Here is a 23,059-nt window from a genome sequence, read left to right on the forward strand (position 1 = left end):
CGGGTGATGCGCTAAGCCTTGCACTGCAATCGGTTCCTGGCAAGCGCAGGGCGCCTTGGCTGTGATGTTTGGCTACAAAAAGTGGACTCGGATCTGCCGTAGGAGCGAGCTCTGCTCGCGAACCTGGCGACCTGGAGAGCTTCGCGAGCAGAGCTCGCTCCTACAGGGCATGGTGTTGCTGCGTGCCCATAAAAAAGCCCCGCCAGGCAGAGCCGGGCGGGGCTTTCGAAAGCGCCGCACGAGGCGGCGCAGACTGGCTTAGACGCTGTAGTACAGGTCGTATTCCAGCGGGTGCACGAAGGTGCGTACCTTGATTTCTTCTTCCGATTTCAGCTCGATGTAGGCATCGATGAAGTCGTCGGAGAACACGCCGCCCTTGGTCAGGAACGCGCGGCCCTTGTCCAGCTCTTCCAGGGCTTCTTTCAGGCTGCCGCAGACCTGCGGGATCAGCTTGCCTTCTTCCGGCGGCAGATCGTACAGGTTCTTGTCGGCGGCATCGCCCGGGTGGATCTTGTTCTGGATACCGTCCAGACCGGCCATCAGCAGTGCAGCGAAGCACAGGTACGGGTTGGCAGCCGGGTCCGGGAAGCGCGCTTCGATACGGCGGGCTTTCGGGCTGGAAACGTACGGAATACGGATCGAGGCGCTGCGGTTGCGAGCCGAGTAGGCCAGCATGACCGGAGCTTCGAAGCCCGGAACCAGACGCTTGTAGGAGTTGGTCGACGGGTTGGTGAAGCCGTTCAGGGCCTTACCGTGCTTGATGATGCCGCCGATGAAGTACAGCGCGGTCTCGGATAGACCGGCATAGCCTTCGCCTGCGAAGGTGTTCTTGCCGTCCTTGGAGATCGACATGTGCACGTGCATGCCCGAACCGTTGTCGCCGTACAGCGGCTTCGGCATGAAGGTAGCGGTCTTGCCATAGGCGTCGGCCACGTTGTGCACGCAGTACTTGAGGGTCTGAACTTCGTCAGCCTTGGCGACCAGGGTGTTGAACTTCACGCCGATTTCGTTCTGACCGGCAGTGGCCACTTCGTGGTGGTGCACTTCGACGACCAGGCCCATTTCTTCCATGGCATTACACATGGCAGTACGGATTTCGTGGTCGTGGTCGCACGGCGGAACAGGGAAGTAACCGCCCTTGACGGCCGGACGGTGGCCCTTGTTGCCGCCTTCCACGTCCTGATCGGTCATCCAGGAGCCTTGCTCGGAGTAGATCTTGAACATGGAGCCGGAGATGTCGGACTTGAACTTCACTTCGTCGAAGATGAAGAACTCGGGCTCCGGGCCGACGAATACGGTGTCACCGATGCCGGTGGTTTTCAGGAACTCTTCGGCACGCTTGGCGATGGAGCGCGGGTCACGATCGTAGCCCTGCATGGTGCTCGGCTCGATGATGTCGCAAACGATGATCAGGGTCGGCTCTTCGGTGAACGGGTCTAGCACGGAGGTTTCGTCGACCGGCATCAGGATCATGTCGGAGGCTTCGATGCCTTTCCAGCCATGGATGGACGAGCCATCGAACATCTTGCCGTGCTCGAAGAAGTCTTCGTCCAGGGCGTCACGGGCCGGCATGGTCACGTGGTGCTGCTTGCCCTTGGTGTCGGTGAAGCGCAGGTCTACCCACTTCACGTCATGTTCTTTGATCAGTTGAACAGCCTTAGACATGTTGTCCTCCAGATGGAAAAGGCTCGCTTAGTGGAGCCCCGATATGTGCGGTGAAGCCCGGCGGGATAGTCCTTCAGGGCAACCTGCCTCACAAGGGAGCAAATTGCATGCCAGTGCCCTTTATTGGGCAGAGGCCGCGAAACTCAGGCGCTGCGCCGCCTGCGCAGCGATTTCGCTTTGAGTTTTGCACCATTTAAGGGCTGCAATTTATGCAAAAGACCTATTTTGGTGCGCCATCTTGGTGCTGCAGTATTTTTGGTCAAAGCTTGAACAATTTCCGCTATAATCCGCGCCCCTGTTTTTTCGTCCCCGAAGTGGGCGGCCTATTCATGAAGCTGATCGTCAAAGTTTTCCCTGAAATCACCATCAAGAGTCGCCCGGTGCGCAAGCAGTTCATCCGCCAGTTGGGGAAGAACATCCGCGCCGTGCTGCGCGATCTTGACCCCGATCTGCGGGTCACCGGTGTGTGGGACAACCTGGAGGTCGAGACCGACCTGGACGACGCCAAGCTCCTGGCCGAGATGACCGAACGCCTGCGCAACACGCCGGGTATCGGCCTGTTCCTCGAAGTCAACGAATATCCGCTGGGCAATCTGGACGAGATCACCGAGCACTGCAAGCGCCACTATGCCGACCAACTGCCGGGCAAGATCTTCGCCGTGCGCTGCAAGCGTGGCGGCAAGCACGCGTTCAGCTCCATCGACGTCGAGCGCCATGTCGGTTCGCGTCTGCGCCAGGAATGCGGTGCGGCCGGCATCGATCTGAAGAAGCCGGAAGTCGAAGTGCGCATGGAGATTCGCGACCAGCGCCTGTTCGTGGTGCACAACCGTCACGAAGGCCTCGGCGGCTACCCGCTGGGTTCGCTGGAGCAGACTCTGGTGCTGATGAGCGGCGGCTTCGACTCCACCGTCGCGGCCTACCAGATGATGCGCCGCGGTCTGGTCAGCCACTTCTGCTTCTTCAATCTAGGTGGTCGTGCCCATGAACTGGGCGTGATGGAAGTGGCGCACTACATCTGGCAGAAGTTCGGCCGCTCGCAGCGCGTGCTGTTCGTCAGCGTGCCGTTCGAGGAAGTGGTCGGCGAGATTCTCGGCAAGGTCGACAACAGCCAGATGGGCGTGATCCTCAAGCGCATGATGCTGCGCGCTGCCACCCGTGTTGCCGAAAAGTTGCAGATTGAGGCGCTGGTGACTGGCGAGGCGATCAGCCAGGTCTCGAGCCAGACCCTGACCAACCTGGCAGTAATCGATTCGGCCACCGACATGCTTGTCATGCGCCCGCTGATCGCCAGCCACAAGCAGGACATCATCGACACCGCCACGCAAATCGGCACCGCCGAGTTCGCCAAGAACATGCCCGAGTACTGCGGCGTGATCTCGGTCAACCCGACCACCAAGGCCCGTGGTTATCGCGTGGAGAAGGAGGAGGCGCAGTTCGACATGGCCATCCTCGAGCGTGCCCTGGAGCGCGCCACCCAATTGCCCATCGACCGCGTGATCGACGAACTGGGCAAGGACGTGCAAGTCGAGGAAGTGCGTGAAGCGCTGGCCGGGCAGATCGTCATCGATATCCGCCACCCCGATGCCGCCGAAGACGAGCCGCTGGACGTGCCGGGCATCGAAGTGCAGGCGCTGCCGTTCTATGCGCTGAACAACAAATTCAAGGAACTGGATGAGAACCGCCAGTACCTGCTGTATTGCGACAAGGGCGTCATGAGCCGCCTGCATGCCCATCACCTGCTGAGCGAGGGACACGCCAATGTGCGCGTTTATCGTCCGGCATAGGACGCCGGGGCTTAATGGCGGGAGTATCCGCCATCGCCCTCCCGACCTAGCGCTTTAAGCGATGCCCTACTTGGTTCGCTGAAACAATTTTCTTCATATTCGTCGTCCAGGCTGGGCGACACACCGAATCCTCTGATCGAGATACACACAGTGATCGAAAATCTGCGCAACATCGCCATCATCGCCCACGTCGACCATGGCAAGACCACTCTCGTCGACAAACTGCTGCGTCTGTCTGGCACCCTCGACCGCAAAGAAGCGGAAAACGAGCGCGTCATGGACTCCAATGACCAGGAAAAAGAGCGCGGCATCACCATTCTGGCCAAGAACACTGCGCTGAAGTGGGGCGACTACAACATCAACATCGTCGACACCCCCGGGCACGCCGACTTCGGTGGTGAAGTAGAGCGCGTAATGTCGATGGTCGACTCCGTACTGCTGGTGGTCGACGCCCAGGACGGCCCGATGCCGCAAACCCGTTTCGTGACCCAGAAGGCGTTCAAGGCCGGCCTGCGTCCGATCGTCGTGGTCAACAAGATCGACCGTCCGGGCGCGCGTCCTGACTGGGTCATCGACCAGATCTTCGACCTGTTCGACAACCTCGGCGCCACCGACGAGCAGCTGGACTTCCCGATCGTCTACGCCTCGGCCCTGAACGGCATCGCCGGCATGGACCACGAGAAGATGGACGACAACATGGACGCGCTGTTCCAGGCCATCGTCGACCACGTCCCGGCTCCGGTTGTCGACGTCAACGGCCCGTTCCAGATGCAGATTTCGCAGCTGGACTACAACAGCTTCCTCGGCGTCATCGGTATCGGCCGCATCGCCCGCGGCACCGTCAAGGCCAACAGCCCGGTAACCGCCATCGGTGCCGACGGCAAGCGCCGCAACGGCCGTATCCTCAAGATCATGGGCCACTCCGGCCTGCAGCGCGTCGAAGTTCAGGAAGCCCAGGCTGGCGACATCGTCTGCGTATCGGGCATGGATGAGCTGTTCATCTCAGACACCCTGTGCGACCAGAACAACGTCGAAGCGCTGCCGCCGCTGACCGTCGACCAACCGACCGTTAGCATGACCTTCCAGGTCAACGACTCGCCGTTCGCCGGCAAGGAAGGCAAGTTCGTCACCAGCCGCAACATCAAGGATCGTCTGGAGAAGGAACTGCTGCACAACGTCGCCCTGCGCGTCGAGCCGGGCGAGACCCCGGAGAAGTTCAAGGTCTCCGGTCGTGGTGAGCTGCACCTGTCGGTACTGATCGAAACCATGCGCCGCGAAGGCTTCGAACTGGCCGTAGGCCGTCCGGAAGTGGTGATCATCGAGAACGAGGCCGGCGAGAAGCAGGAACCGTACGAGAACGTCACCATCGACATCGAAGAACAGCACCAGGGTTCGGTGATGGAGCAGATGGGCCTGCGCAAGGGCGATCTGACCAACATGGTTCCTGATGGCAAGGGTCGTATCCGCCTGGAGTACACCATCCCGGCGCGCGGCCTGATCGGCTTCCGTAACAACTTCCTGACCCTGACCTCGGGCAGCGGCATCCTGACCTCGACCTTCAGCCACTACGGCGCGATCAAGGCCGGCGAAGTGAGCAACCGCCAGAACGGCGTACTGGTCTCCATGGCCACCGGCACCGCGCTGACCTACTCGCTGGAAACCCTGCAAGCGCGCGGCAAGCTGTTCCTCGAGCCGGGCCAGGAGATCTACGAAGGTCAGCTGGCCGGTATCAACAGCCGTGACAACGACCTGGTGATCAACCCCACCAAGGGCAAGAAGCTCGACAACATGCGCGCTTCCGGCAAGGACGAAGTCATCGCCCTTGTTCCGCCGATCAAGTTCACCCTCGAACAGGCGCTGGAATTCATCGCCGATGACGAGCTAGTGGAAGTGACGCCGAAGTCGATCCGTCTGCGCAAGAAGTACCTGAACGAGAACGACCGCAAGCGCTTCGAGCGCGCCAAGGTCTAAGAGCGGCCGCAAGCGGCAAGCTTCAAGCTGCAGGTAAAAGCAAAGCCCCGCCAGAGCGATCTGGCGGGGCTTTTTTTCATGGTCTGTCATACCTTGCGTGGAGCTCTCGGGTGTCGCGCGTCGGCGTCAGACATTGCTCCCGAGAATTTTCGGCTCAATGCCGCCTGAGCGGAGCTGGGCGGCAAAAGAAAACCCCGGCCTCCTTGCGGAGCTGGGGTTTCTCGTATCGATTCAGCCTGGGTTCGGTCGGCAGGCCAATAAGCCGTAGGCCGTCAGCCCAATCAGCACCAACAGGCTGATCGTCATCACTCGCCTGCTACCTGGCGCAGGTTCTGCGCTGGGGTGTCGTCGAGGTTGTTGAGCATGCGTTCGCTGTACCAGTCGAGGAAGTTGATCACGCCGAACTCGTAGGTCTTGGAGTACGGGCCAGGCTGGTAGGCGGTGGAGTTGATGCCGCGCTGGTTTTCTTCGCCCAGACGGCGGTCCTGATCGTTGGTGGCATCCCAGACTTCGCGCAGGCGCGCCACGTCGTAGTCGACGCCCTCGACCGCATCCTTGTGCACCAGCCACTTGGTGACGACGATCGATTCCTGGGCACTGATCGGCCACACGGTGAAGTTGATCAGGTGATCGCCCATGCAGTGGTTCCACGAGTGCGGCAGGTGCAGGATGCGCATCGAGCCCAGATCCGGATCGGTGATGCGGCCCATCAGCTTCTTGCTGCCCTGCTTGCCGTCCATGGTCATGGATACGGTGCCCTTGAGCAGCGGCATGCGCACGATGCGGTTACGCAGGCCGAAGCTGGCGTGAGCGTAGGGAATGTTGTCCCTGTCCCAGCGGGTGGTGCACTCGGCAACCTGGTCCTTGAACGCCTGGCTGGCGCGCGGGTCGGTGACGTCGTCCCATTCCAGGAGGGTGTTGAGCAGTTCCGGGTGCGAACCGTTGCAGTGGTAGCACTCGCGGTTGTTCTCCAGCACCAGCTTCCAGTTGGCCTGTTCACGCATGCTGCTCTGGACCGCGACCTTGGTGTTCTCCATGTCGTAAGGCTCCATGTAGTGAGCCAGGGTCGCAAGGAATTCGTCGATGGCCGGCGGATTTTCCGCCAGGCTGATGAAGATGAAGCCGCCAGCGGTCTTGCACTGCACGGGTTTGAGGCTGTAGTCCTTGAGATCGAAGTCGGCGCCCATTTCGGTGCCGGCGAACAGCAGGCGGCCGTCCAGCTCGTAGGTCCACTGGTGGTACGGGCACACCAGCTTGGCGACCTTGCCCTTGTCGGAGACGCACAGACGCGAGCCGCGGTGACGGCAGACATTGTGAAAGGCGTGGATCTGACCTTCGGCGCCGCGGATGACCAGGATCGGGTTGTCGCCGATCTGCACGGTGAGGAAGTTGCCCTTGGCAGGGATCTCGCAGGTCATGCCGGCGATCAGCCATTCCTTGTGGAAGATCTCCTGCATGTCGACCTGGAACAGGCGCTCGTCGTTATAGAAGGGCTGCGGCAGCGAGAAAGTGTGGTCGCGCTCGTGCAGCATCTGGGCGGTGGCCTTGCGGACGGGCTCCAGTGGGTCGCCCAGGCTCAGGTTTTGGGTGCAGTCCATGTTGGCTCCTCGGTGGCGGGCGCGGCGCGCCTGCCGAAAAAAGTGGCTGATACGGTATGTGCCGCAAGGTGTCGATCAATCGCTGCCGCCTGCAACGGGCGCGCATGCTTGGTGAGGCGGAGTGTGGATCCGGCCGATGGGCAATCCTTATCCATGGGCGACATGCCTGGATTTGTTTCCGACGCGTCAGGCCCCGTGCTATCAGGCAGGTCGCGATAAGCATGCGGATGTCGCTGGCAGATAAATGACGGTCGGCGGGCTTTCGCACAATCCGCGCCATATAGGCCGATATCCGGCCGCGTGGAGAGCTGTCATGACCACCAACTCTTTCCTTAACCCGGTTACCACCCAAACCTGGACCAACGGCCGCCATCTGGTGCGTTGCGTCAAGGTGATCCAGGAAACCTGGGATGTCCGCACCTTCTGCTTCATGGCCGACTTGCCGGTGCTGTTCTTCTTCAAGCCGGGTCAATTCGTCACCCTGGAGCTGGAGATCGACGGTCAGCCGATCATGCGCTCTTACACCATTTCCAGCTCGCCCTCGGTGCCCTACAGCTTCTCCATCACCATCAAACGGGTGCCGGGCGGCAAGGTGTCGAACTGGTTGCACGACAATCTCAAGGAAGGCGACGAGGTGCCGGTGCACGGCCCTGTGGGGCTGTTCAATGCCATCGATTTTCCCTCCGAAAAAGTGCTGTATCTTTCCGGTGGCGTTGGCATCACTCCGGTGATGTCGATGGCGCGCTGGTTCTACGACACCAACGCCAACGTCGACATGGTGTTCGTGCACAGCGCCCGTTCGCCGAAGGACATCATCTACCAGCGCGAGCTGGAACACATGGCTGCGCGCATCAATAACTTCAGCCTGCACGTGATCTGCGAGAAGCACGGCCTGGGCGAAGCCTGGGCTGGCTATCGGGGTTATCTGAACAAGACGATGCTGGAGCTGATCGCGCCGGATTACCTCGAACGCGAGATTTTCTGCTGCGGCCCGACGCCCTACATGAGTGCGGTCAAGCGCCTGCTCGAAGCGTCCGGCTACGACATGAGCCGCTACCACGAAGAAGCCTTCGGCCCGACGCCGCCGGAGATTCGTGCCGAGGTCAAGGAGCTGGCAGCCGAAGCTGCCGACGCGCCGGAATTGCCGGTCGGCGAGCTCAATCAGGTGGAGTTCACCAGCACCGGCAAAAGCATTCGCGTCGCGCCCGGCGAGACCGTGCATGCCGCTGCCGCCAAGCTCGGCCTGCATATTCCCAAGGCCTGCGGCATGGGCATCTGCGGCACCTGCAAGGTCATGAAGACGGCGGGCGAAGTGGACATGGAGCACAACGGCGGGATCACCGACGAGGACGTGGCCGAAGGCTACATTCTGTCGTGCTGCAGCGTGCCGAAAGGGGATGTCGCCATCGACTACTGATGGCGGATCAGGCTGCTGTCAGTGGAAGGAAAGGCGGCGCTATGCGGCCTTTCCATCATTCATCGCATTGCCAGGACTGCGTGCCAGTCTCGCGCCTGGCTTGCGTGACCGTCCAGGCTCCAGCCTCGCCAGCCAGGCAGAAGCGTTTGTAGAACCAGGCGCGCCGTTTTTTCTGGTCGCCTGCCTGTAAAAACACCTCATAGACGCCAGGGGCAAGAGGTCTGGGTGGGGCCTGGGTTTCCAGCCCGGTGAGCGGCTGCCCGTACTCGATACAGCCACCTGGTTCCAGTCGCACCGCCGATGGCTTCTTGCCTTGCGGTGCGCTCAGTTCCCACGCCTGTATCGAATGCTGATTGACCTGCAGCGCATACAGGTCGACCTGATTCTGATCGAGGCGAGCGCTGCTGGAGAGGAAGCCGGATACCTCGTAGGTCTCGGCTGCTCCCAGGCACAGCACGCCATCTTTCATCCAAACCTGCGCCTCGCCGTCATGATGACGCGACGTGGCATGCCCTTGTCCCAGCACTGCAAGGGCCAATATTGGCAGGAGCGCTCTAAGTGCTTTGGGCATTTCGGGGCGCTCGGATGGTCAGGCCATCACCTCACGAATATCCGCAGCCAACTGACGCACTCGCGCTTCGTCGGTATCCCACGAGCACATGAAGCGCGCGCCGCCAGCACCGATGAAGGTATAGAAACGCCAGCCGCGTGCGGTCAGGGCGTCGATGGCCGGCTCGGACAGTTGCAGGAACACGCCGTTGGCTTCGACCGGGAACATCAGGCTGACGCCGGGCACGTCTTCGACCAGCGAGGCGAGCAGCTGGGCGCAGTGGTTGGCGTGGTTGGCGTAACGCAGCCAGGCGTCGTTCTGCAGGATGCCGACCCAGGGGGCCGACAGGTAGCGCATCTTCGAAGCCAGCTGGCCGGCCTGCTTGCAGCGATAGTCGAAGTCCTCGGCCAGCGCCTTGTTGAAGAAGATGATTGCCTCGCCCACTGCCATGCCGTTTTTGGTGCCGCCGAAGCACAGCACGTCGACGCCGGCCTTCCAGGTCAGCTCCGCCGGGCTGCAGCCCAGGAAGGCGCAGGCATTGGAGAAGCGCGCGCCGTCCATGTGCAGGTTGAGGTTCAGCTCCTTGCAGACCTGGCTGATGGCGCGGACTTCTTCCGGGCGGTACACGGTGCCGACTTCGGTGGCCTGGGTGAGGGTGACCACACGCGGTTTCGGGTAGTGGATGTCCTGGCGCTTGAGGGCGATTTCGCGGATCGCCTGTGGCGTCAGCTTGCCGTTATCAGTCTTGGCCAGCAGCAGTTTGGAGCCGTTGGAAAAGAACTCCGGCGCGCCGCATTCGTCGGTCTCGACGTGAGCGGTCTCCGAGCAGATCACGCTATGGAAGCTCTGGCACAGCGAGGCCAGGGCCAGCGAATTGGCGGCGGTGCCGTTGAAGGCGAAGAACACCTCGCAGTCGGTCTCGAACAGGCGGCGGAAGTGGTCGGCGGCGCGGGCGGTCCACTCGTCATCGCCGTAGGCGCGCTGGTGGCCCTGGTTGGCCTCGGCCATGGCGGCCCAGGCTTCGGGACAGATGCCGGAGTAGTTGTCGCTGGCGAATTGCTGGGCATTGTCGGGCATGGATGCGTTCCTTCTGAAAAGCCTGCCGGCAGGTCATCCGGCAAAGCGTGCACTTTACTCCAAGGGCCTGTGACCGAGGGTCCGTGGCGGCGACGAGTTGTTGCACTGATGCGTACTGCCTGGTCCGTTGGTGAACCGCCGTTCGGCTCCGCAATGGAACTTGAGGCTTTCTGCGGTGTTCACACCTACCAGAGGGCGGCACTCGACCCGCCCTTCGCAATCAGAGAAGGAGTTTCATATGACTTATCGTCACCTGCTCGCCCTTGCCCTGCCGCTGGCTGTGGCGCTGCCCGTTTCCGCTGCCGAGTGGTCGGATAGCGCGAAGAACGAGTTCGTTCAGCAGTGCATCGCTGGCGCGCCGGCGGGATATGAGGAGCCACAATTGCGAGCTTATTGCGACTGCGCCGCGACCAAGGTCAGTGAAGAGTTCAGTGAGGCCGAGCTGCACGAGATGACCCGTCAGTCCCCTCCCGACACTGCCATGCAGCAGCGCCTGGTGAATGCGTCCAGTAGCTGCAGCAGCAAGCTCAAGCCGTAATCATCCATCTGAGTAGTTGGTGCGCGGTCAGGCCAGGGCCTTGTGGGCTCTGGCCTGGCGACGCATTTCCACAGCCAGTGCACAACACAGTCCACAGTATTTGTGCACAAGCTAAACCTATCTTATTGTTCCTGCTCAATTTTTAGGCGATTTCCGGAAGGCCGCGGCAGCCCTGGCTTGGAGCCTATGTCGAACAGGCTATGCACACTTTCATCCACATCTTCTGTGCATATCCCCAACCGTCTTTCTTCCCTTCAGCGGTCGCTGGTGGATAAGCCATGCGGCCTGTTGCGCTGTGCAGATATCGTCCTCACGCGCGGAGCTCAGAGCTGGTGAGCCCTGCACTCATTGATCGACAGCTTTTCCACAGGCTAATCCACGACTTCTGTGCATGTCTCGCCTTGCTAAGTAGCTGATATCGATCAGGAAATGATCGTTCCTCGGCAGCCCTCGCAGGCGCTGGCGCAGCGCGCTGTATGCACGGTTTATCCACAGCTTGATCCCCGCCATTTGTGCGCAAAACCACAGCCTCGTATCGACGCGCCTGATTGCGACACGCGGCATGTCGCAAACGAATGCTCTCGTGGCGTTGGCAGGCATCTGAGGGGGCAGGGCCGGCCCTACCATCGCTGCACAGGGCCTTGCCGGCCCGTCAGTCCAAGACCGCCGTATACAGGCGCTGCAGGAGAGTCGAGATGTTCAGCAAGCAAGATCAGATTCAGGGTTACGACGACGAGTTGCTCGCGGCGATCAATCAGGAAGAACGCCGTCAGGAAGAGCACATCGAGCTGATCGCCTCGGAAAACTACTGCAGCCAGCGTGTGATGGAAGCACAGGGCAGCGGCCTGACCAACAAGTACGCCGAAGGCTATCCGGGCAAGCGCTATTACGGTGGCTGCGAGTACGTCGACAAGGTCGAACAGCTCGCCATCGACCGCGCCAAGCAGCTGTTCGGCGCCGACTTCGCTAACGTCCAGCCGCACTCCGGCTCGTCCGCCAACGCCGCTGTCTACCTGGCGCTGCTCAGCGCGGGTGACACCATTCTGGGCATGAGCCTGGCCCACGGCGGCCACCTGACCCACGGCGCCAAGGTGTCGTCCTCGGGCAAGCTGTACAACGCCGTGCAGTATGGTCTGAACCCTGCCACTGGCCTGATCGACTACGACGAGGTCGAGCGTCTGGCGGTCGAGCACAAGCCGAAGATGATCGTCGCCGGTTTCTCCGCCTATTCCAAGACCCTCGATTTCCCGCGTTTCCGTGCCATCGCCGACAAGGTCGGGGCGCTGCTGTTCGTCGACATGGCGCACGTGGCGGGTCTGGTCGCTGCTGGCCTGTATCCCAACCCGATTCCGTTCGCCGATGTGGTCACCACCACCACCCACAAGACCCTGCGCGGTCCGCGTGGCGGCCTGATCCTGGCCAAGGCCAACGAAGAGATCGAGAAGAAGATCAACTCCGCCGTATTCCCGGGCGCCCAGGGCGGCCCGCTGATGCACGTGATCGCAGCCAAGGCCGTGTGCTTCAAGGAAGCCATGGAGCCTGAATTCAAGGCTTACCAGCAGCAGGTGATCGACAACGCCCAGGCCATGGCCAAGGTCTTCGTCGAGCGCGGCTTCGAGGTGGTCTCCGACGGCACCGACAATCACCTGTTCCTGCTCAGCCTGATCAAGCAGGGCCTGACCGGTAAGGAAGCCGATGCTGCCCTGGGCCGCGCCGGCATCACCGTGAACAAGAACGCCGTGCCGAACGACCCGCAATCGCCGTTCGTGACCTCGGGCATCCGCATTGGTACCCCGGCCGTGACCACCCGTGGTTTCAAGGTCGCCCAGTGCGAGGCGCTGGCTGGCTGGATCTGCGACATCCTCGACCACCTCGGCGATGCCGATGTCGAGGCGCAGGTGGCCAAGCTGGTGGCCGGGCTGTGCGCGGATTACCCGGTCTATCGCTAAGCCAACCCTCTCTCTCGGTCCCTCTCGCGCAGTCGCGAGAGGGCAGTAGAACCCTGGAGCATGCCCATGCAACGTTATTCCGGCTTCGGCCTGTTCAAGCACTCGTTCAGCCATCATGAGAACTGGCAGCGCATGTGGCGTAATCCAACGCCCAAGCCGGTTTACGACGTGGTCATCGTCGGCGGTGGCGGCCACGGCCTGGCCACGGCCTATTACCTGGCCAAGGAATTCGGCGTGAAGAACGTCGCCGTGGTGGAGAAGGGCTGGCTGGGCGGTGGCAACACCGCGCGCAACACCACCATCGTGCGTTCCAACTACCTGTGGGACGAGTCCGCGCACCTCTACGAGCACGCGATGAAGCTATGGGAAGGCCTGTCCCAGGACCTCAACTACAACGTCATGTTCTCCCAGCGTGGCGTGTTCAACCTCGGTCACACCCTGCAGGACATGCGTGACATCGAGCGCCGCGTCAGCGCCAACCGCCTCAACGGTATTGACGGCGAGGTGGTGGATGCCAAGCAGGTGGCGGAGATGATCCCCTACCTGGATTGTTCGAAGAACACCCGTTACCCGATTCTTGGCGCTTCGCTGCAGCGCCGTGGCGGCGTGGCCCGCCACGATGCCGTGGCCTGGGGCTTTGCCCGCGCCGCCGACGCCCTGGGCGTCGACCTGATCCAGCAAACCGAAGTGATCGGTTTCCGCAAGGAAAACGGCGCGGTGATCGGTGTGGAAACCAGCAAGGGCTTCATCGGCGCCAAGCGCGTCGGCGTGGTCGCCGCCGGTAACTCCGGGCACCTGGCCAAGCTCGCCGGCTTCCGCCTGCCGCTGGAGTCGCACCCGCTGCAGGCACTGGTCTCCGAGCCGATCAAACCCATCATCGACACCGTGATCATGTCCAACGCCGTGCACGGCTACATCAGCCAATCGGACAAGGGCGACCTGGTCATCGGCGCCGGCATCGACGGCTACAACGGCTACGGTCAGCGCGGCTCCTATCCGACCATCGAACACACCCTGCAGGCCATCGTCGAGATGTTCCCGGTGCTTTCGCGCGTGCGCATGAACCGCCAGTGGGGTGGCATCGTCGACACCACGCCGGATGCCTGCCCGATCATCGCCAAGACGCCGGTGAAGAATCTGTACTTCAACTGCGGTTGGGGTACCGGTGGCTTCAAGGCCACGCCGGGTTCGGGTCACGTGTTCGCGGCCAGCCTGGCCAAGGGCGAGATGCATCCGCTGGCCAAGGCGTTCTCCATCGAGCGCTTCCACAACGGTGCGCTGATCGACGAGCACGGCGCAGCCGGTGTAGCGCATTAAACATTCATCCCGCAGGGATGGCATCCGATGACCCTCTCCCGCTTGCGGGAGAGGGTGGCCCGAAGGGCCGGGAGAGGGTGGTGCGGTCTGCACCGCAACCCTCTCCCCCGACCCCTCTCCCGCGGGAGAGGGGAGACAAGCTTGCCCCGCGCGGTCATCCGAGCGGGTTTGAAGATTTACCGGAGGTAGCGACCATGCTGCACATCTTCTGCCCTCACTGTGGCGAACTGCGTTCCGAAGAGGAATTCCACGCTGGCGGCCAGGCGCACATCGCCCGCCCGCTGGACCCGAACGCCTGCACTGACGAGGAGTGGGGCGAGTACCTGTTCTTCCGTGACAACCCGCGCGGCATCCACCACGAGCTGTGGATTCACGCGGCGGGCTGCCGTCAGTACTTCAACGTCACCCGTCACACGGTGAGCTACGAAATTCTCGAAACCTACAAGATCGGCGAGCGCCCCAGCGTGACTGAGGCATCGCTCACTGCGAAAAAGGCCGTCGACCAAGGAGTAACGGCATGAGCCAGGTCAATCGTCTTTCCCAGGGTGGCCGCATCGACCGCAGCCAGCCCTTGACCTTCAGCTTCAACGGCCAGACCTATCAGGGTTACGCCGGCGATACCCTGGCCGCCGCGCTGCTGGCCAACGGCGTCGACGTGGTCGGCCGCAGCTTCAAGTATTCGCGTCCGCGCGGCATCGTTGCCGCGGGTGCCGAAGAGCCCAATGCCGTGCTGCAGATAGGCTCCACCGAGGCGGCGCAGGTCCCCAACGTGCGTGCTACCCAGCAGGCGCTGTACGCGAACCTGACCGCAACCAGCACCAACGGCTGGCCGAGCGTGAACACCGACCTGATGGGCATTCTCGGCAAGGTCGGCGGCGGCATGATGCCGCCCGGTTTCTACTACAAGACCTTCATGTATCCGCAGAACCTGTGGCTGACCTACGAGAAGTACATTCGTAAGGCCGCGGGCCTGGGTCGTTCGCCCAAGGAAAACGACCCGGATATCTACGACTATCTGAACCAGCACTGCGACGTGCTGGTGGTCGGTGCCGGCCCTGCCGGTCTGGCCGCAGCCCTGGCCGCCGGCCGCAGTGGTGCGCGGGTAATCCTGGCCGACGAACAGGAAGAGTTCGGTGGCAGCCTGCTGTCGACCCGCGAGATGCTCGATGACAAGCCGGCTGCTGACTGGGCTGCCAAGGCCATCGCCGAGCTGCAAAAGATGCCGGAAGTGACCCTGCTGCCGCGTGCCACGGTCAACGGTTACCACGACCACAACTTCCTCACCATCCACCAGCGCCTCACCGACCACTTGGGTGAAGTCGCGCCGATGGGCCAGCCGCGTCAGCGCCTGCACCGTGTGCGTGCCGGGCGCGTGGTGCTGGCCACCGGCGCCCACGAGCGGCCGCTGGTTTACGCCAACAACGACGTGCCCGGCAACATGCTGGCCGAGGCCGTGTCGACCTACGTACGCCGCTATGGCGTGGCGCCTGGCCAGAAGCTGGTGCTGTCGACCAACAACGATTACGCCTACCGCGTGGTGCTCGACTGGCTCGACGCCGGCCGCCAGGTGGTGGCCGTGGCCGACGCGCGTAGCAACCCGCGCGGCAGCTGGGTCGAAGAAGCGCGCCGACGTGGCGTGCGCGTACTCACCGGCAGTGCCGTGGTCGAAGCGCGTGGCAGCAAGCGCGTCACCGGTGCGCGCATCTGCGCCATCGATCTGGCCAAGCACAAGGTCACCAGCCCGGGCGAGACCCTCGACTGCGACCTGATCGTCAGCTCCGGCGGCTACAGCCCGGTGGTGCATCTGGCGTCGCACCTGGGCGGTCGTCCGGTATGGCGTGAAGACATCCTCGCCTTCGTGCCGGGTGAAGGCTTCCAGAAGCGTCATTGCGCCGGTGCGGTCAACGGCGTGTTCAGCCTGGGCGACAGCCTCGCCGATGGCTTCGAGGCCGGTGCCAAGGCGGCCGCCGATGTAGGCTTCCAGGCCGTGACCGGCACTCTGCCGAAGGCCGAGAAGCGCATCGAGGAGGCGTCGGTTGCACTGTTCCAGGTGCCCCACGACAAGAACACCGCCCGTGCGCCGAAACAGTTCGTCGACCAGCAGAACGACGTCACCGCCGCCGGCATCGAGCTGGCCACCCGCGAGGGCTTCGAGTCGGTCGAGCACGTCAAGCGCTACACCGCGCTGGGCTTCGGCACCGACCAGGGCAAGCTGGGCAACATCAACGGCCTGGCCATCGCTGCCCGCTCACTGGGCATCAGCATCAGTGAAATGGGCACCACCATGTTCCGCCCGAACTACACCCCGGTGACCTTCGGCGCCATCGCCGGCCGTCATTGCGGTGAGCTGTTCGAGCCCAAGCGCTACACCGCGCTGCAGAAATGGCACCTGGAGCAGGGCGCCGAGTTCGAGGATGTCGGCCAGTGGAAGCGCCCCTGGTACTTCCCGAAGAACGGTGAAGACATGCACGCCGCCGTGGCCCGCGAATGCCTGGCCGTGCGTAACGCGGTGGGCATTCTCGATGCCTCGACCCTGGGCAAGATCGACATCCAAGGCCCGGATGCGCGCGAGTTCCTCAACCGCGTCTACACTAACGCCTGGACCAAGCTGGACGTGGGCAAGGCCCGCTACGGCCTGATGTGCAAGGAAGACGGCATGGTCTTCGACGACGGCGTGACCGCCTGCCTGGCCGACAACCATTTCGTCATGACCACCACCACCGGCGGTGCCGGGCGCGTGCTGGAGTGGCTGGAGATCTACCACCAGACCGAATGGCCGGAACTGAAGGTTTACTTCACCTCGGTCACCGATCACTGGGCGACCATGACCCTGTCCGGCCCCAACAGCCGCAAGCTGCTGGCCGAGGTCACCGACATCGACCTGGACAAGGACGCCTTTCCGTTCATGACCTGGAAGGAAGGCAAGGTCGGCGGCGTACCGGCGCGCGTGTTCCGCATCTCCTTCACCGGTGAGCTGAGCTACGAAGTCAACGTACAGGCCGACTACGCCCTGGGCGTGTTGGAGAAGATCGCCGAGGCCGGCAAGAAGCACGGCCTGACCCCATATGGTACAGAGACCATGCACGTGCTGCGTGCCGAGAAGGGCTTCATCATCGTCGGCCAGGACACCGACGGCTCGGTCACCCCGGACGACCTGGGCATGGGCTGGTGCGTTGGCCGCACCAAGCCGTTCTCCTGGATCGGCTGGCGCGGCATGAACCGCGAGGACTGCCTGAAGGAGAACCGCAAGCAGCTGATCGGCCTCAAGCCGGTGGACCCGAACAAAGTCCTGCCGGAAGGCGCCCAGCTGGTGTTCGATCCCAAGCAGTCGATTCCGATGACCATGGTCGGCCACGTCACCTCCAGCTACATGAGTGCCGCGCTGGGCCATTCCTTCGCCATGGCCCTGGTCAGGGGCGGCCTCAAACGCATCGGCGAGCGCGTCTTCGCGCCGTTGGTCGATGGCAGTGTGATCGAAGCCGAAATCGTCAGCCCCGTGTTCTATGACCCGAAAGGGGATCGCCAGAATGTCTAACGTCAACGTCTACAAACAACGCCCTGCCGAAATCGCCGGGCAATCGCCGCTGCACCACGCCGGCCTGCACGAACTGGCCGGCAAGGGCCGCAAGGGCGCCGGGGTGACCTTGCGTGAGAAGAAGCTGCTGGGCCATCTGGTGCTGCGTGGCGACGCCGACGATGCCGAGTTCGCCGGTGGCGTGCACAAAGCCCTGGGCCTGGAGCTGCCGGTGGCGTTGACCCTGGTGGCCAACGGCGACACCTCGCTGCAATGGCTGGGCCCGGATGAGTGGCTGCTGATCGTCCCCGGCGGCAGCGAGCTCGAGGTCGAGCGCAAGCTGCGCGAGGCCCTGGACGGCCAGCACATTTCGGTGGTCAACGTCAGCGGTGGGCAGACCCTGCTCGAGCTGCGCGGCCCCAAGGTGCGTGAACTACTGATGAAATCCAGCAGCTACGACGTGCATCCGAACAACTTCCCGGTGGGCAAGGCGGTCGGCACGGTGTTCGCCAAGTCGCAACTGGTGATTCGCCACACCGGCGAGGATACCTGGGAACTGCTGATCCGCCGCAGCTTCGCCGATTACTTCTGGCTGTGGCTGCAGGATGCCAGTGCGGAGTATGGGTTGGCGGTCGAAGCCTGAAGCTGACACGAACGGCTCCCTCTCCCCTTTGGGGAGAGGGCTGGGGAGAGGGGAAAGGCGGATCGCGTTGTTCCGGCGGCCCTCTCCCCCGGCCCCTCTTCCATAAATGGGAGAGGGGTGAACAGCAACGGAGTTTGTCTCGGAGTCCACTATGAGCCGCACCCCCGATACCTGGATTCTCACCGCCCACTGCCCGAGCCTGCTCGGTACGGTCGACGTGGTGACCCGCTACCTGTTCGAACAGGGCTGCTACGTCACCGAGCACCACAGCTTCGATGACCGCCTGGCCAGTCGTTTCTTCATCCGCGTGGAATTCCGCACCCAGGCCGATTTCGACGAGGCGACCTTCCTCGCCGGCCTCAACGAACGCACCGCGCCGTTCGATATGTGCATCGAGCTGACCCCGCCTGGCTATCGCGCCAAGGTGGTGATCATGGTCTCCAAGGCCGATCACTGCCTCAACGACCTGCTCTACCGCCAGCGTACCGGCCAACTGCCGATGGACATCACCGCCATCATCTCCAACCACCCGGACCTGAAGCCGCTCGCCGACTGGCACGGCATTCCCTATCACCATTTTCCCCTCGACCCCAATGACAAGCCCGCCCAGGAGCGTCGCGTGATGCAGGTGGTCGAGGATACCGGCGCCGAGCTGGTGGTGCTCGCCCGCTACATGCAGGTGCTGTCCGCCGACCTGTGCCGCAAGCTTGACGGCCGGGCAATCAACATCCATCACTCGCTGCTGCCCGGCTTCAAGGGCGCCAAGCCCTACCACCAGGCGTATCAGAAGGGCGTGAAACTGGTCGGCGCCACAGCGCACTTCATCAACAACGACCTGGACGAAGGCCCGATCATCACTCAGGGGGTGGAAAGCGTCGACCATGCGCACTATCCCGAGGATCTTGTGGCAAAGGGACGCGATATCGAATGCCTGACCCTGGCCCGCGCAGTCGGCTACTTCCTCGAACGCCGGGTGTTCCTCAACGCCAACCGTACCGTAGTCCTTTAACCAGAGACGTTGCCGCACAGAGAACGGCGGCTGTCGGTTTTGCATCCGCGGCCGCTCCGCACCCTAGCTAGTCTGGCTAGACCATCGGCACCCGTCCTGCCCAATAACGGCGGGTGCCGATAAAGACGCTCATTACTCCGCCACAAGGCCCGCGCGACTTGACGTCGCGCCTTTGTATCCACAAGAAGAAAGGAGATTTCATATGTCTGATAATCGCGGTGTGGTTTACCTCGGCGCAGGCAAGGTCGAAGTACAGAAGATCGACTACCCGAAAATGCAGGATCCGCGCGGCAAGAAGATCGAGCACGGGGTCATCCTCAAGGTCGTTTCCACCAACATCTGCGGCTCCGACCAGCACATGGTGCGCGGTCGTACCACCGCTCAGGTCGGCTTGGTGCTGGGCCACGAGATCACCGGCGAGGTGATCGAGAAGGGCCGCGACGTCGAGCGTCTGCAGATCGGTGATCTGGTTTCCGTGCCCTTCAACGTCGCCTGCGGTCGTTGCCGCAGCTGCAAGGAACAGCACACCGGCGTCTGCCTGACCGTCAACCCGGCGCGTGCCGGCGGTGCCTACGGCTACGTCGACATGGGCGACTGGACCGGTGGCCAGGCCGAATACGTGCTGGTGCCCTACGCCGACTTCAACCTGCTCAAACTGCCGGATCGCGACAAGGCCATGGAGAAGATCCGTGACCTGACCTGCCTGTCCGACATTCTGCCGACCGGCTACCACGGAGCCGTTACCGCTGGCGTAGGCCCGGGCTCCACCGTCTACGTCGCGGGCGCCGGTCCGGTCGGTCTGGCCGCTGCTGCCTCGGCTCGCCTGCTCGGTGCTGCCGTGGTCATCGTCGGTGACCTCAACCCGGCACGTCTGGCGCACGCCAAGGCGCAGGGTTTCGAAATCGCCGACCTGTCGCTGGATACCCCGCTGCACGAGCAGGTCGCTGCGCTGCTGGGTGAACCGGAAGTGGACTGCGCCATCGACTGCGTGGGCTTCGAGGCCCGTGGTCATGGCCACGAAGGCGTCAAGCACGAGGCTCCGGCCACGGTGCTCAACTCGCTGATGCAGATCACCCGCGTCGCCGGCAAGATCGGCATCCCCGGCCTGTACGTAACCGAGGACCCGGGTGCGGTCGATGCCGCTGCCAAGATGGGTGCGCTGAGCATTCGCTTCGGTCTGGGCTGGGCCAAGTCGCACAGCTTCCACACCGGTCAGACTCCGACCATGAAGTACAACCGTCAGCTGATGCAGGCCATCATGTGGGACCGCATCAACATCGCCGAAGTGGTGGGCGTGCAGGTGATCAGCCTGGACGACGCACCGCGCGGTTACGGCGAGTTCGACGCAGGCGTGCCGAAGAAATTCGTCATCGATCCGCACAAGATGTTCAGCGCGGCGTAATGCCCAGCTGCGTGGCCCGGCGCTGTCGCGGGTCACGCGTGTTTGCGTTGGCGGCGCGCTGCGCGCGTCGCGGATAGGTTTACGGCCAGGCGCATTGGTCCGCGCCTTCTTCTTCGGGAGCCTTCGGGCTCCCTTTTTTGTTGTGGGCGGCAATCTGCTGCGGACCTTCGGGTCGCCGCTTGCCCGACCATCGAGCCGTGGCGCATTCGACGATCCGAACGCGCCCGCCACCAGTCAGCCAGGGTTTTCGTCGCGCAACTGTTCGATGCGTTTGTCCTTGGCCAGCCAGAGGTCCGAAACCCAGTCCTGTACCCGTAGGCGGAAGGCCGGATCATTCTCGTAATCACCCAGGTACAGCGCCGGATCGAGTTCCAGGGTCTGGATATCGATGATCACCTTCGGCACCTGGCCGCTGAGCAGCGCCCAGAAGCCCGGTACCTGCTTGGCGGGGTACACCAGCGTCACGTCCAGCACGGCATCGATCTGCTCGCCCAGCGCGGCGAGCACGAAGGCCACGCCGCCTGCCTTGGGCTTGAGCAGGTAGCGGTAGGGTGACTGCTGCTGGGCCTGCTTGGCCGGGGTGAAGCGGGTGCCTTCCAGGTAGTTGACCACGGTCACCGGCAGGCGCTTGAACTTCTCGCAGGCAGCCTTGGTGATCTCCAGATCCTTGCCTTTCATATGCGGGTTCTTCTGCAGGAAGGCCTTGGAGTAGCGCTTCATGAAGGGGTAGTCGAGCGCCCAGAAGGCCAGACCGAGAAAGGGCACCCAGATCAGCTGCTGCTTGAGGAAAAACTTGAAATAGGGCGTCTTGCGGTTGAACGCCTGCACCAGCGCCGGGATGTCGACCCAGGATTGATGATTGCTGATCACCAGGTAGGAGCGGTCGGGGCGTAGTGCGGCATTGCCACGGATGTCCCAGTGCGTCGGGGTCAGCAGGGCGAAGATGCGTTTGCAGTTCTCCGCCCAGAACTCGGCGACCCACATTACCCCGCGTGAGCAGGTATCGCGCGCCGCCTGGCCCGGCAGCACGAACTTGGCCAGGGCGATCAGCAGCAGGGGGCCGATCAGCAACAGGGTATTGCTCAGCAGCAGGGCTATATTGAGTAGGCCGGTCAGCAGGGGACGCATATCAACTCCTTGGCGGGCGCGAAGGGGCCATCATAAGCAACTGAAGAATCTGGCTCAAAATTGCGACTAGTGGCATATGGCCATTTATTGCGAAAGGCGTGATGCTGATCGGTGTGGAACGTAAGGGGATTGCTCGTCGATTCCAAGGTGACGCGCTCGAGCGCTCCCACCAACTTGCTCTGGATTATCTCGATGTTGAAACGCATTGTGGTAGCCGATCTGCGCATCGGCATGTATGTCCAGGAATTTTGCGGATCATGGATGGACCATCCATTCTGGAAGTCGAAATTTCTTCTCAATTCACCGCAGGACCTGCAGCGCATCCGCGCCAGCAGCATCGGTGAGTTGTGGATCGACGTCAGCAAGGGCCTGGATGTCGAGGCCGGTGCCGTTGTCAGCACCGAGGCAGAGGCGCAGAAGGAGGTCGAGGCCACGCTGATGGCAGCGGTGCAGCCCCGTAGCACCGCGCTGAGTGCATCGATGGATACCGAACTGGAGCGCGCCGCCAAGCTCTGCGCCCGCTCCAAGCAGGCGGTGCTGAGCATGTTCGGCGATGCGCGCATGGGCAAGGCGCTGAATTTCGAACAGGCCGAGTCGCTGGTGGAGGAGATCTCCGAGTCGGTGATGCGCCACCCCAATGCCCTGATCAGCCTGGCGCGACTCAAGCATGCCGACGAATACACCTATATGCACTCGGTGGCGGTCTGTGCACTGATGATCGCCCTCGCGCGGCAGCTTGGTCTGGGCGAGGGGGCGGTACGCGAGGCAGGCCTGGCCGGCCTGCTGCATGACGTAGGCAAGATGGCCATCGATCAGGAGGTGCTGAACAAGCCCGGCAAGCTCAGCGACGCAGAGTTCGCGGCGGTGCGCCGTCACCCCGAGGCCGGCGGCGAGATCCTCCTGGCCGGCAAGCATGTCAGCGCCCTGGTGCTGGATGTCTGCCTGCATCACCACGAAAAGATCGATGGCAGCGGCTATCCGTATGGCCTGCAGGGTGAGCAGATCAGTCTGTTCGCCAGAATGGGCGCGGTCTGCGACGTGTACGACGCCATCACCTCCAACCGGCCCTACAAGCCGGGCTGGGACCCGGCCGAGTCGATCCGCAAGATGGCCGAGTGGAAGGGGCATTTCGACGAGGCGGTATTCCAGGCCTTCGTCAAGACGGTCGGCATCTATCCGGTGGGGGCGCTGGTGCGTCTGGAAAGCGGCCGGCTTGCGGTCGTGCTGGAGCAGAATGCCAAGTCGCTGCTGGTGCCCAAGGTCAAGGCGTTCTTCCTCGCCAAGTCTAAAGTGCAGATTCCGCCGGTGGTGATCGACCTGAGCAAAGCGAACGCACAGGATCGCATCGTCGGGCGCGAGTCGGCAGCGGTCTGGGGCTTCGAACATCTGGACGAACTCTGGAGCGGCATGCCTGCGCAGCGAGCCCGGCCGTAACGCTTTGTCATCCTTGCCGGGGAACACCGCAGGACAGGGGCAGTCGGATAACGGGACTTCCAT

Annotated in this window: 17 protein-coding genes; 12 read left to right on the forward strand and 5 right to left on the reverse strand. The window is 62.7% G+C overall.

Annotated elements, in window-relative coordinates; all coding sequences use genetic code 11:
• Window positions 1-258: 258 nt before the first annotated feature.
• A complete protein-coding gene (glnA, locus tag B2U07_RS12235; protein WP_013717510.1) occupies window positions 259-1,665 on the reverse strand; it encodes a glutamate--ammonia ligase in 1,407 nt (468 codons plus the stop codon).
• A 329-nt stretch (window positions 1,666-1,994) separates the two neighbouring features.
• Here glnA and thiI point away from each other — a divergent pair, with 329 nt between their 5' ends.
• Complete coding sequence (thiI, locus tag B2U07_RS12240; RefSeq protein ID WP_275547513.1) at window positions 1,995-3,449, forward strand: tRNA uracil 4-sulfurtransferase ThiI; 1,455 nt, start codon at window positions 1,995-1,997, stop codon at window positions 3,447-3,449.
• A gap of 150 nt (window positions 3,450-3,599) precedes the next feature.
• Window positions 3,600-5,420, forward strand: coding sequence for a translational GTPase TypA (typA, locus tag B2U07_RS12245; RefSeq protein WP_197856829.1), 1,821 nt, complete (start codon window positions 3,600-3,602; stop codon window positions 5,418-5,420).
• Window positions 5,421-5,725: 305 nt separating this feature from the next.
• Here typA and gbcA read toward each other — a convergent pair whose 3' ends face one another.
• Window positions 5,726-7,018 (reverse strand): glycine-betaine demethylase subunit GbcA, encoded by a 1,293-nt coding sequence (gene gbcA, locus B2U07_RS12250; protein WP_275547512.1) that lies wholly within the window; start codon window positions 7,016-7,018, stop codon window positions 5,726-5,728.
• A gap of 313 nt (window positions 7,019-7,331) precedes the next feature.
• Here gbcA and gbcB point away from each other — a divergent pair, with 313 nt between their 5' ends.
• The gene (gene gbcB / locus B2U07_RS12255) at window positions 7,332-8,435 is read left to right on the forward strand and encodes a glycine-betaine demethylase subunit GbcB (RefSeq protein ID WP_275547511.1); all 1,104 of its coding nucleotides are present in this window, start codon (window positions 7,332-7,334) and stop codon (window positions 8,433-8,435) included.
• Window positions 8,436-8,490: 55 nt separating this feature from the next.
• Here gbcB and B2U07_RS12260 read toward each other — a convergent pair whose 3' ends face one another.
• Together B2U07_RS12260 and B2U07_RS12265 are read right to left on the reverse strand one after the other, a co-directional pair.
• Window positions 8,491-8,904 carry a hypothetical protein gene (locus B2U07_RS12260; RefSeq protein WP_275547510.1) on the reverse strand — a complete coding sequence of 138 codons (414 nt, stop codon included), beginning with the start codon at window positions 8,902-8,904 and terminating at the stop codon, window positions 8,491-8,493.
• Between the two features lie 120 nt (window positions 8,905-9,024).
• A complete protein-coding gene (locus B2U07_RS12265; RefSeq protein WP_275547509.1) occupies window positions 9,025-10,062 on the reverse strand; it encodes a low specificity L-threonine aldolase in 1,038 nt (345 codons plus the stop codon).
• A gap of 238 nt (window positions 10,063-10,300) precedes the next feature.
• Between B2U07_RS12265 and B2U07_RS12270 the strand changes: the two genes are divergently transcribed.
• The 8 genes from B2U07_RS12270 to fdhA all read left to right on the forward strand — a co-directional run bounded on the left by B2U07_RS12270 (window position 10,301) and on the right by fdhA (window position 20,434).
• Window positions 10,301-10,600 (forward strand): hypothetical protein, encoded by a 300-nt coding sequence (locus B2U07_RS12270; protein WP_197856833.1) that lies wholly within the window; start codon window positions 10,301-10,303, stop codon window positions 10,598-10,600.
• A 695-nt stretch (window positions 10,601-11,295) separates the two neighbouring features.
• Window positions 11,296-12,549 (forward strand): serine hydroxymethyltransferase, encoded by a 1,254-nt coding sequence (glyA, locus tag B2U07_RS12275; protein WP_275547508.1) that lies wholly within the window; start codon window positions 11,296-11,298, stop codon window positions 12,547-12,549.
• 66 nt (window positions 12,550-12,615) lie between these two features.
• Window positions 12,616-13,866, forward strand: a complete 1,251-nt coding sequence (locus B2U07_RS12280) for a sarcosine oxidase subunit beta family protein (RefSeq protein WP_275547507.1) — start codon at window positions 12,616-12,618, stop codon at window positions 13,864-13,866.
• 194 nt (window positions 13,867-14,060) lie between these two features.
• A complete protein-coding gene (locus tag B2U07_RS12285) occupies window positions 14,061-14,387 on the forward strand; it encodes a sarcosine oxidase subunit delta (RefSeq protein WP_161866041.1) in 327 nt (108 codons plus the stop codon).
• Window positions 14,384-17,401 carry a sarcosine oxidase subunit alpha gene (locus B2U07_RS12290; RefSeq protein WP_275547506.1) on the forward strand — a complete coding sequence of 1,006 codons (3,018 nt, stop codon included), beginning with the start codon at window positions 14,384-14,386 and terminating at the stop codon, window positions 17,399-17,401. Before B2U07_RS12285 ends, B2U07_RS12290 begins: the two co-directional genes overlap by 4 nt.
• Window positions 17,394-18,023 (forward strand): sarcosine oxidase subunit gamma, encoded by a 630-nt coding sequence (locus tag B2U07_RS12295; protein WP_275547505.1) that lies wholly within the window; start codon window positions 17,394-17,396, stop codon window positions 18,021-18,023. The genes B2U07_RS12290 and B2U07_RS12295 overlap by 8 nt, the downstream gene beginning before the upstream one ends.
• A 151-nt stretch (window positions 18,024-18,174) precedes the next feature.
• The gene (gene purU / locus B2U07_RS12300) at window positions 18,175-19,032 is read left to right on the forward strand and encodes a formyltetrahydrofolate deformylase (protein WP_275547504.1); all 858 of its coding nucleotides are present in this window, start codon (window positions 18,175-18,177) and stop codon (window positions 19,030-19,032) included.
• 202 nt (window positions 19,033-19,234) lie between these two features.
• The gene (gene fdhA / locus B2U07_RS12305; protein ID WP_197856838.1) at window positions 19,235-20,434 is read left to right on the forward strand and encodes a formaldehyde dehydrogenase, glutathione-independent; all 1,200 of its coding nucleotides are present in this window, start codon (window positions 19,235-19,237) and stop codon (window positions 20,432-20,434) included.
• 234 nt (window positions 20,435-20,668) lie between these two features.
• On the opposite strand, the gene B2U07_RS12310 is transcribed toward fdhA, so the two are convergent.
• Window positions 20,669-21,562: an acyltransferase gene (locus tag B2U07_RS12310; protein ID WP_275547503.1), complete on the reverse strand. Its 894-nt coding sequence runs from the start codon at window positions 21,560-21,562 to the stop codon at window positions 20,669-20,671.
• A gap of 192 nt (window positions 21,563-21,754) precedes the next feature.
• On the opposite strand from B2U07_RS12310, the gene B2U07_RS12315 reads away from it, so the two are divergent.
• Window positions 21,755-22,996, forward strand: a complete 1,242-nt coding sequence (locus B2U07_RS12315) for an HD-GYP domain-containing protein (RefSeq protein WP_275547502.1) — start codon at window positions 21,755-21,757, stop codon at window positions 22,994-22,996.
• Window positions 22,997-23,059: the final 63 nt, after the last annotated feature.

Source organism: Pseudomonas sp. UBA7530 (assembly GCF_002479365.1).
Taxonomy (GTDB): domain Bacteria; phylum Pseudomonadota; class Gammaproteobacteria; order Pseudomonadales; family Pseudomonadaceae; genus Aquipseudomonas.

Coding starts and splice junctions, on each gene's coding strand:
- B2U07_RS12290 (WP_275547506.1), top strand. CDS start 14,384: ATGAGCCAGGTCAATCGTCTTTCCCAGGGTGGCCGCATCGACCGCAGC.
- thiI (WP_275547513.1), top strand. CDS start 1,995: ATGAAGCTGATCGTCAAAGTTTTCCCTGAAATCACCATCAAGAGTCGC.
- B2U07_RS12280 (WP_275547507.1), top strand. CDS start 12,616: ATGCAACGTTATTCCGGCTTCGGCCTGTTCAAGCACTCGTTCAGCCAT.
- gbcA (WP_275547512.1), bottom strand. CDS start 7,018: ATGGACTGCACCCAAAACCTGAGCCTGGGCGACCCACTGGAGCCCGTC.
- B2U07_RS12285 (WP_161866041.1), top strand. CDS start 14,061: ATGCTGCACATCTTCTGCCCTCACTGTGGCGAACTGCGTTCCGAAGAG.
- B2U07_RS12260 (WP_275547510.1), bottom strand. CDS start 8,904: ATGAAAGATGGCGTGCTGTGCCTGGGAGCAGCCGAGACCTACGAGGTA.
- gbcB (WP_275547511.1), top strand. CDS start 7,332: ATGACCACCAACTCTTTCCTTAACCCGGTTACCACCCAAACCTGGACC.
- glyA (WP_275547508.1), top strand. CDS start 11,296: ATGTTCAGCAAGCAAGATCAGATTCAGGGTTACGACGACGAGTTGCTC.
- B2U07_RS12315 (WP_275547502.1), top strand. CDS start 21,755: ATGTTGAAACGCATTGTGGTAGCCGATCTGCGCATCGGCATGTATGTC.
- purU (WP_275547504.1), top strand. CDS start 18,175: ATGAGCCGCACCCCCGATACCTGGATTCTCACCGCCCACTGCCCGAGC.
- B2U07_RS12270 (WP_197856833.1), top strand. CDS start 10,301: ATGACTTATCGTCACCTGCTCGCCCTTGCCCTGCCGCTGGCTGTGGCG.
- fdhA (WP_197856838.1), top strand. CDS start 19,235: ATGTCTGATAATCGCGGTGTGGTTTACCTCGGCGCAGGCAAGGTCGAA.
- B2U07_RS12265 (WP_275547509.1), bottom strand. CDS start 10,062: ATGCCCGACAATGCCCAGCAATTCGCCAGCGACAACTACTCCGGCATC.
- B2U07_RS12310 (WP_275547503.1), bottom strand. CDS start 21,562: ATGCGTCCCCTGCTGACCGGCCTACTCAATATAGCCCTGCTGCTGAGC.
- glnA (WP_013717510.1), bottom strand. CDS start 1,665: ATGTCTAAGGCTGTTCAACTGATCAAAGAACATGACGTGAAGTGGGTA.
- B2U07_RS12295 (WP_275547505.1), top strand. CDS start 17,394: ATGTCTAACGTCAACGTCTACAAACAACGCCCTGCCGAAATCGCCGGG.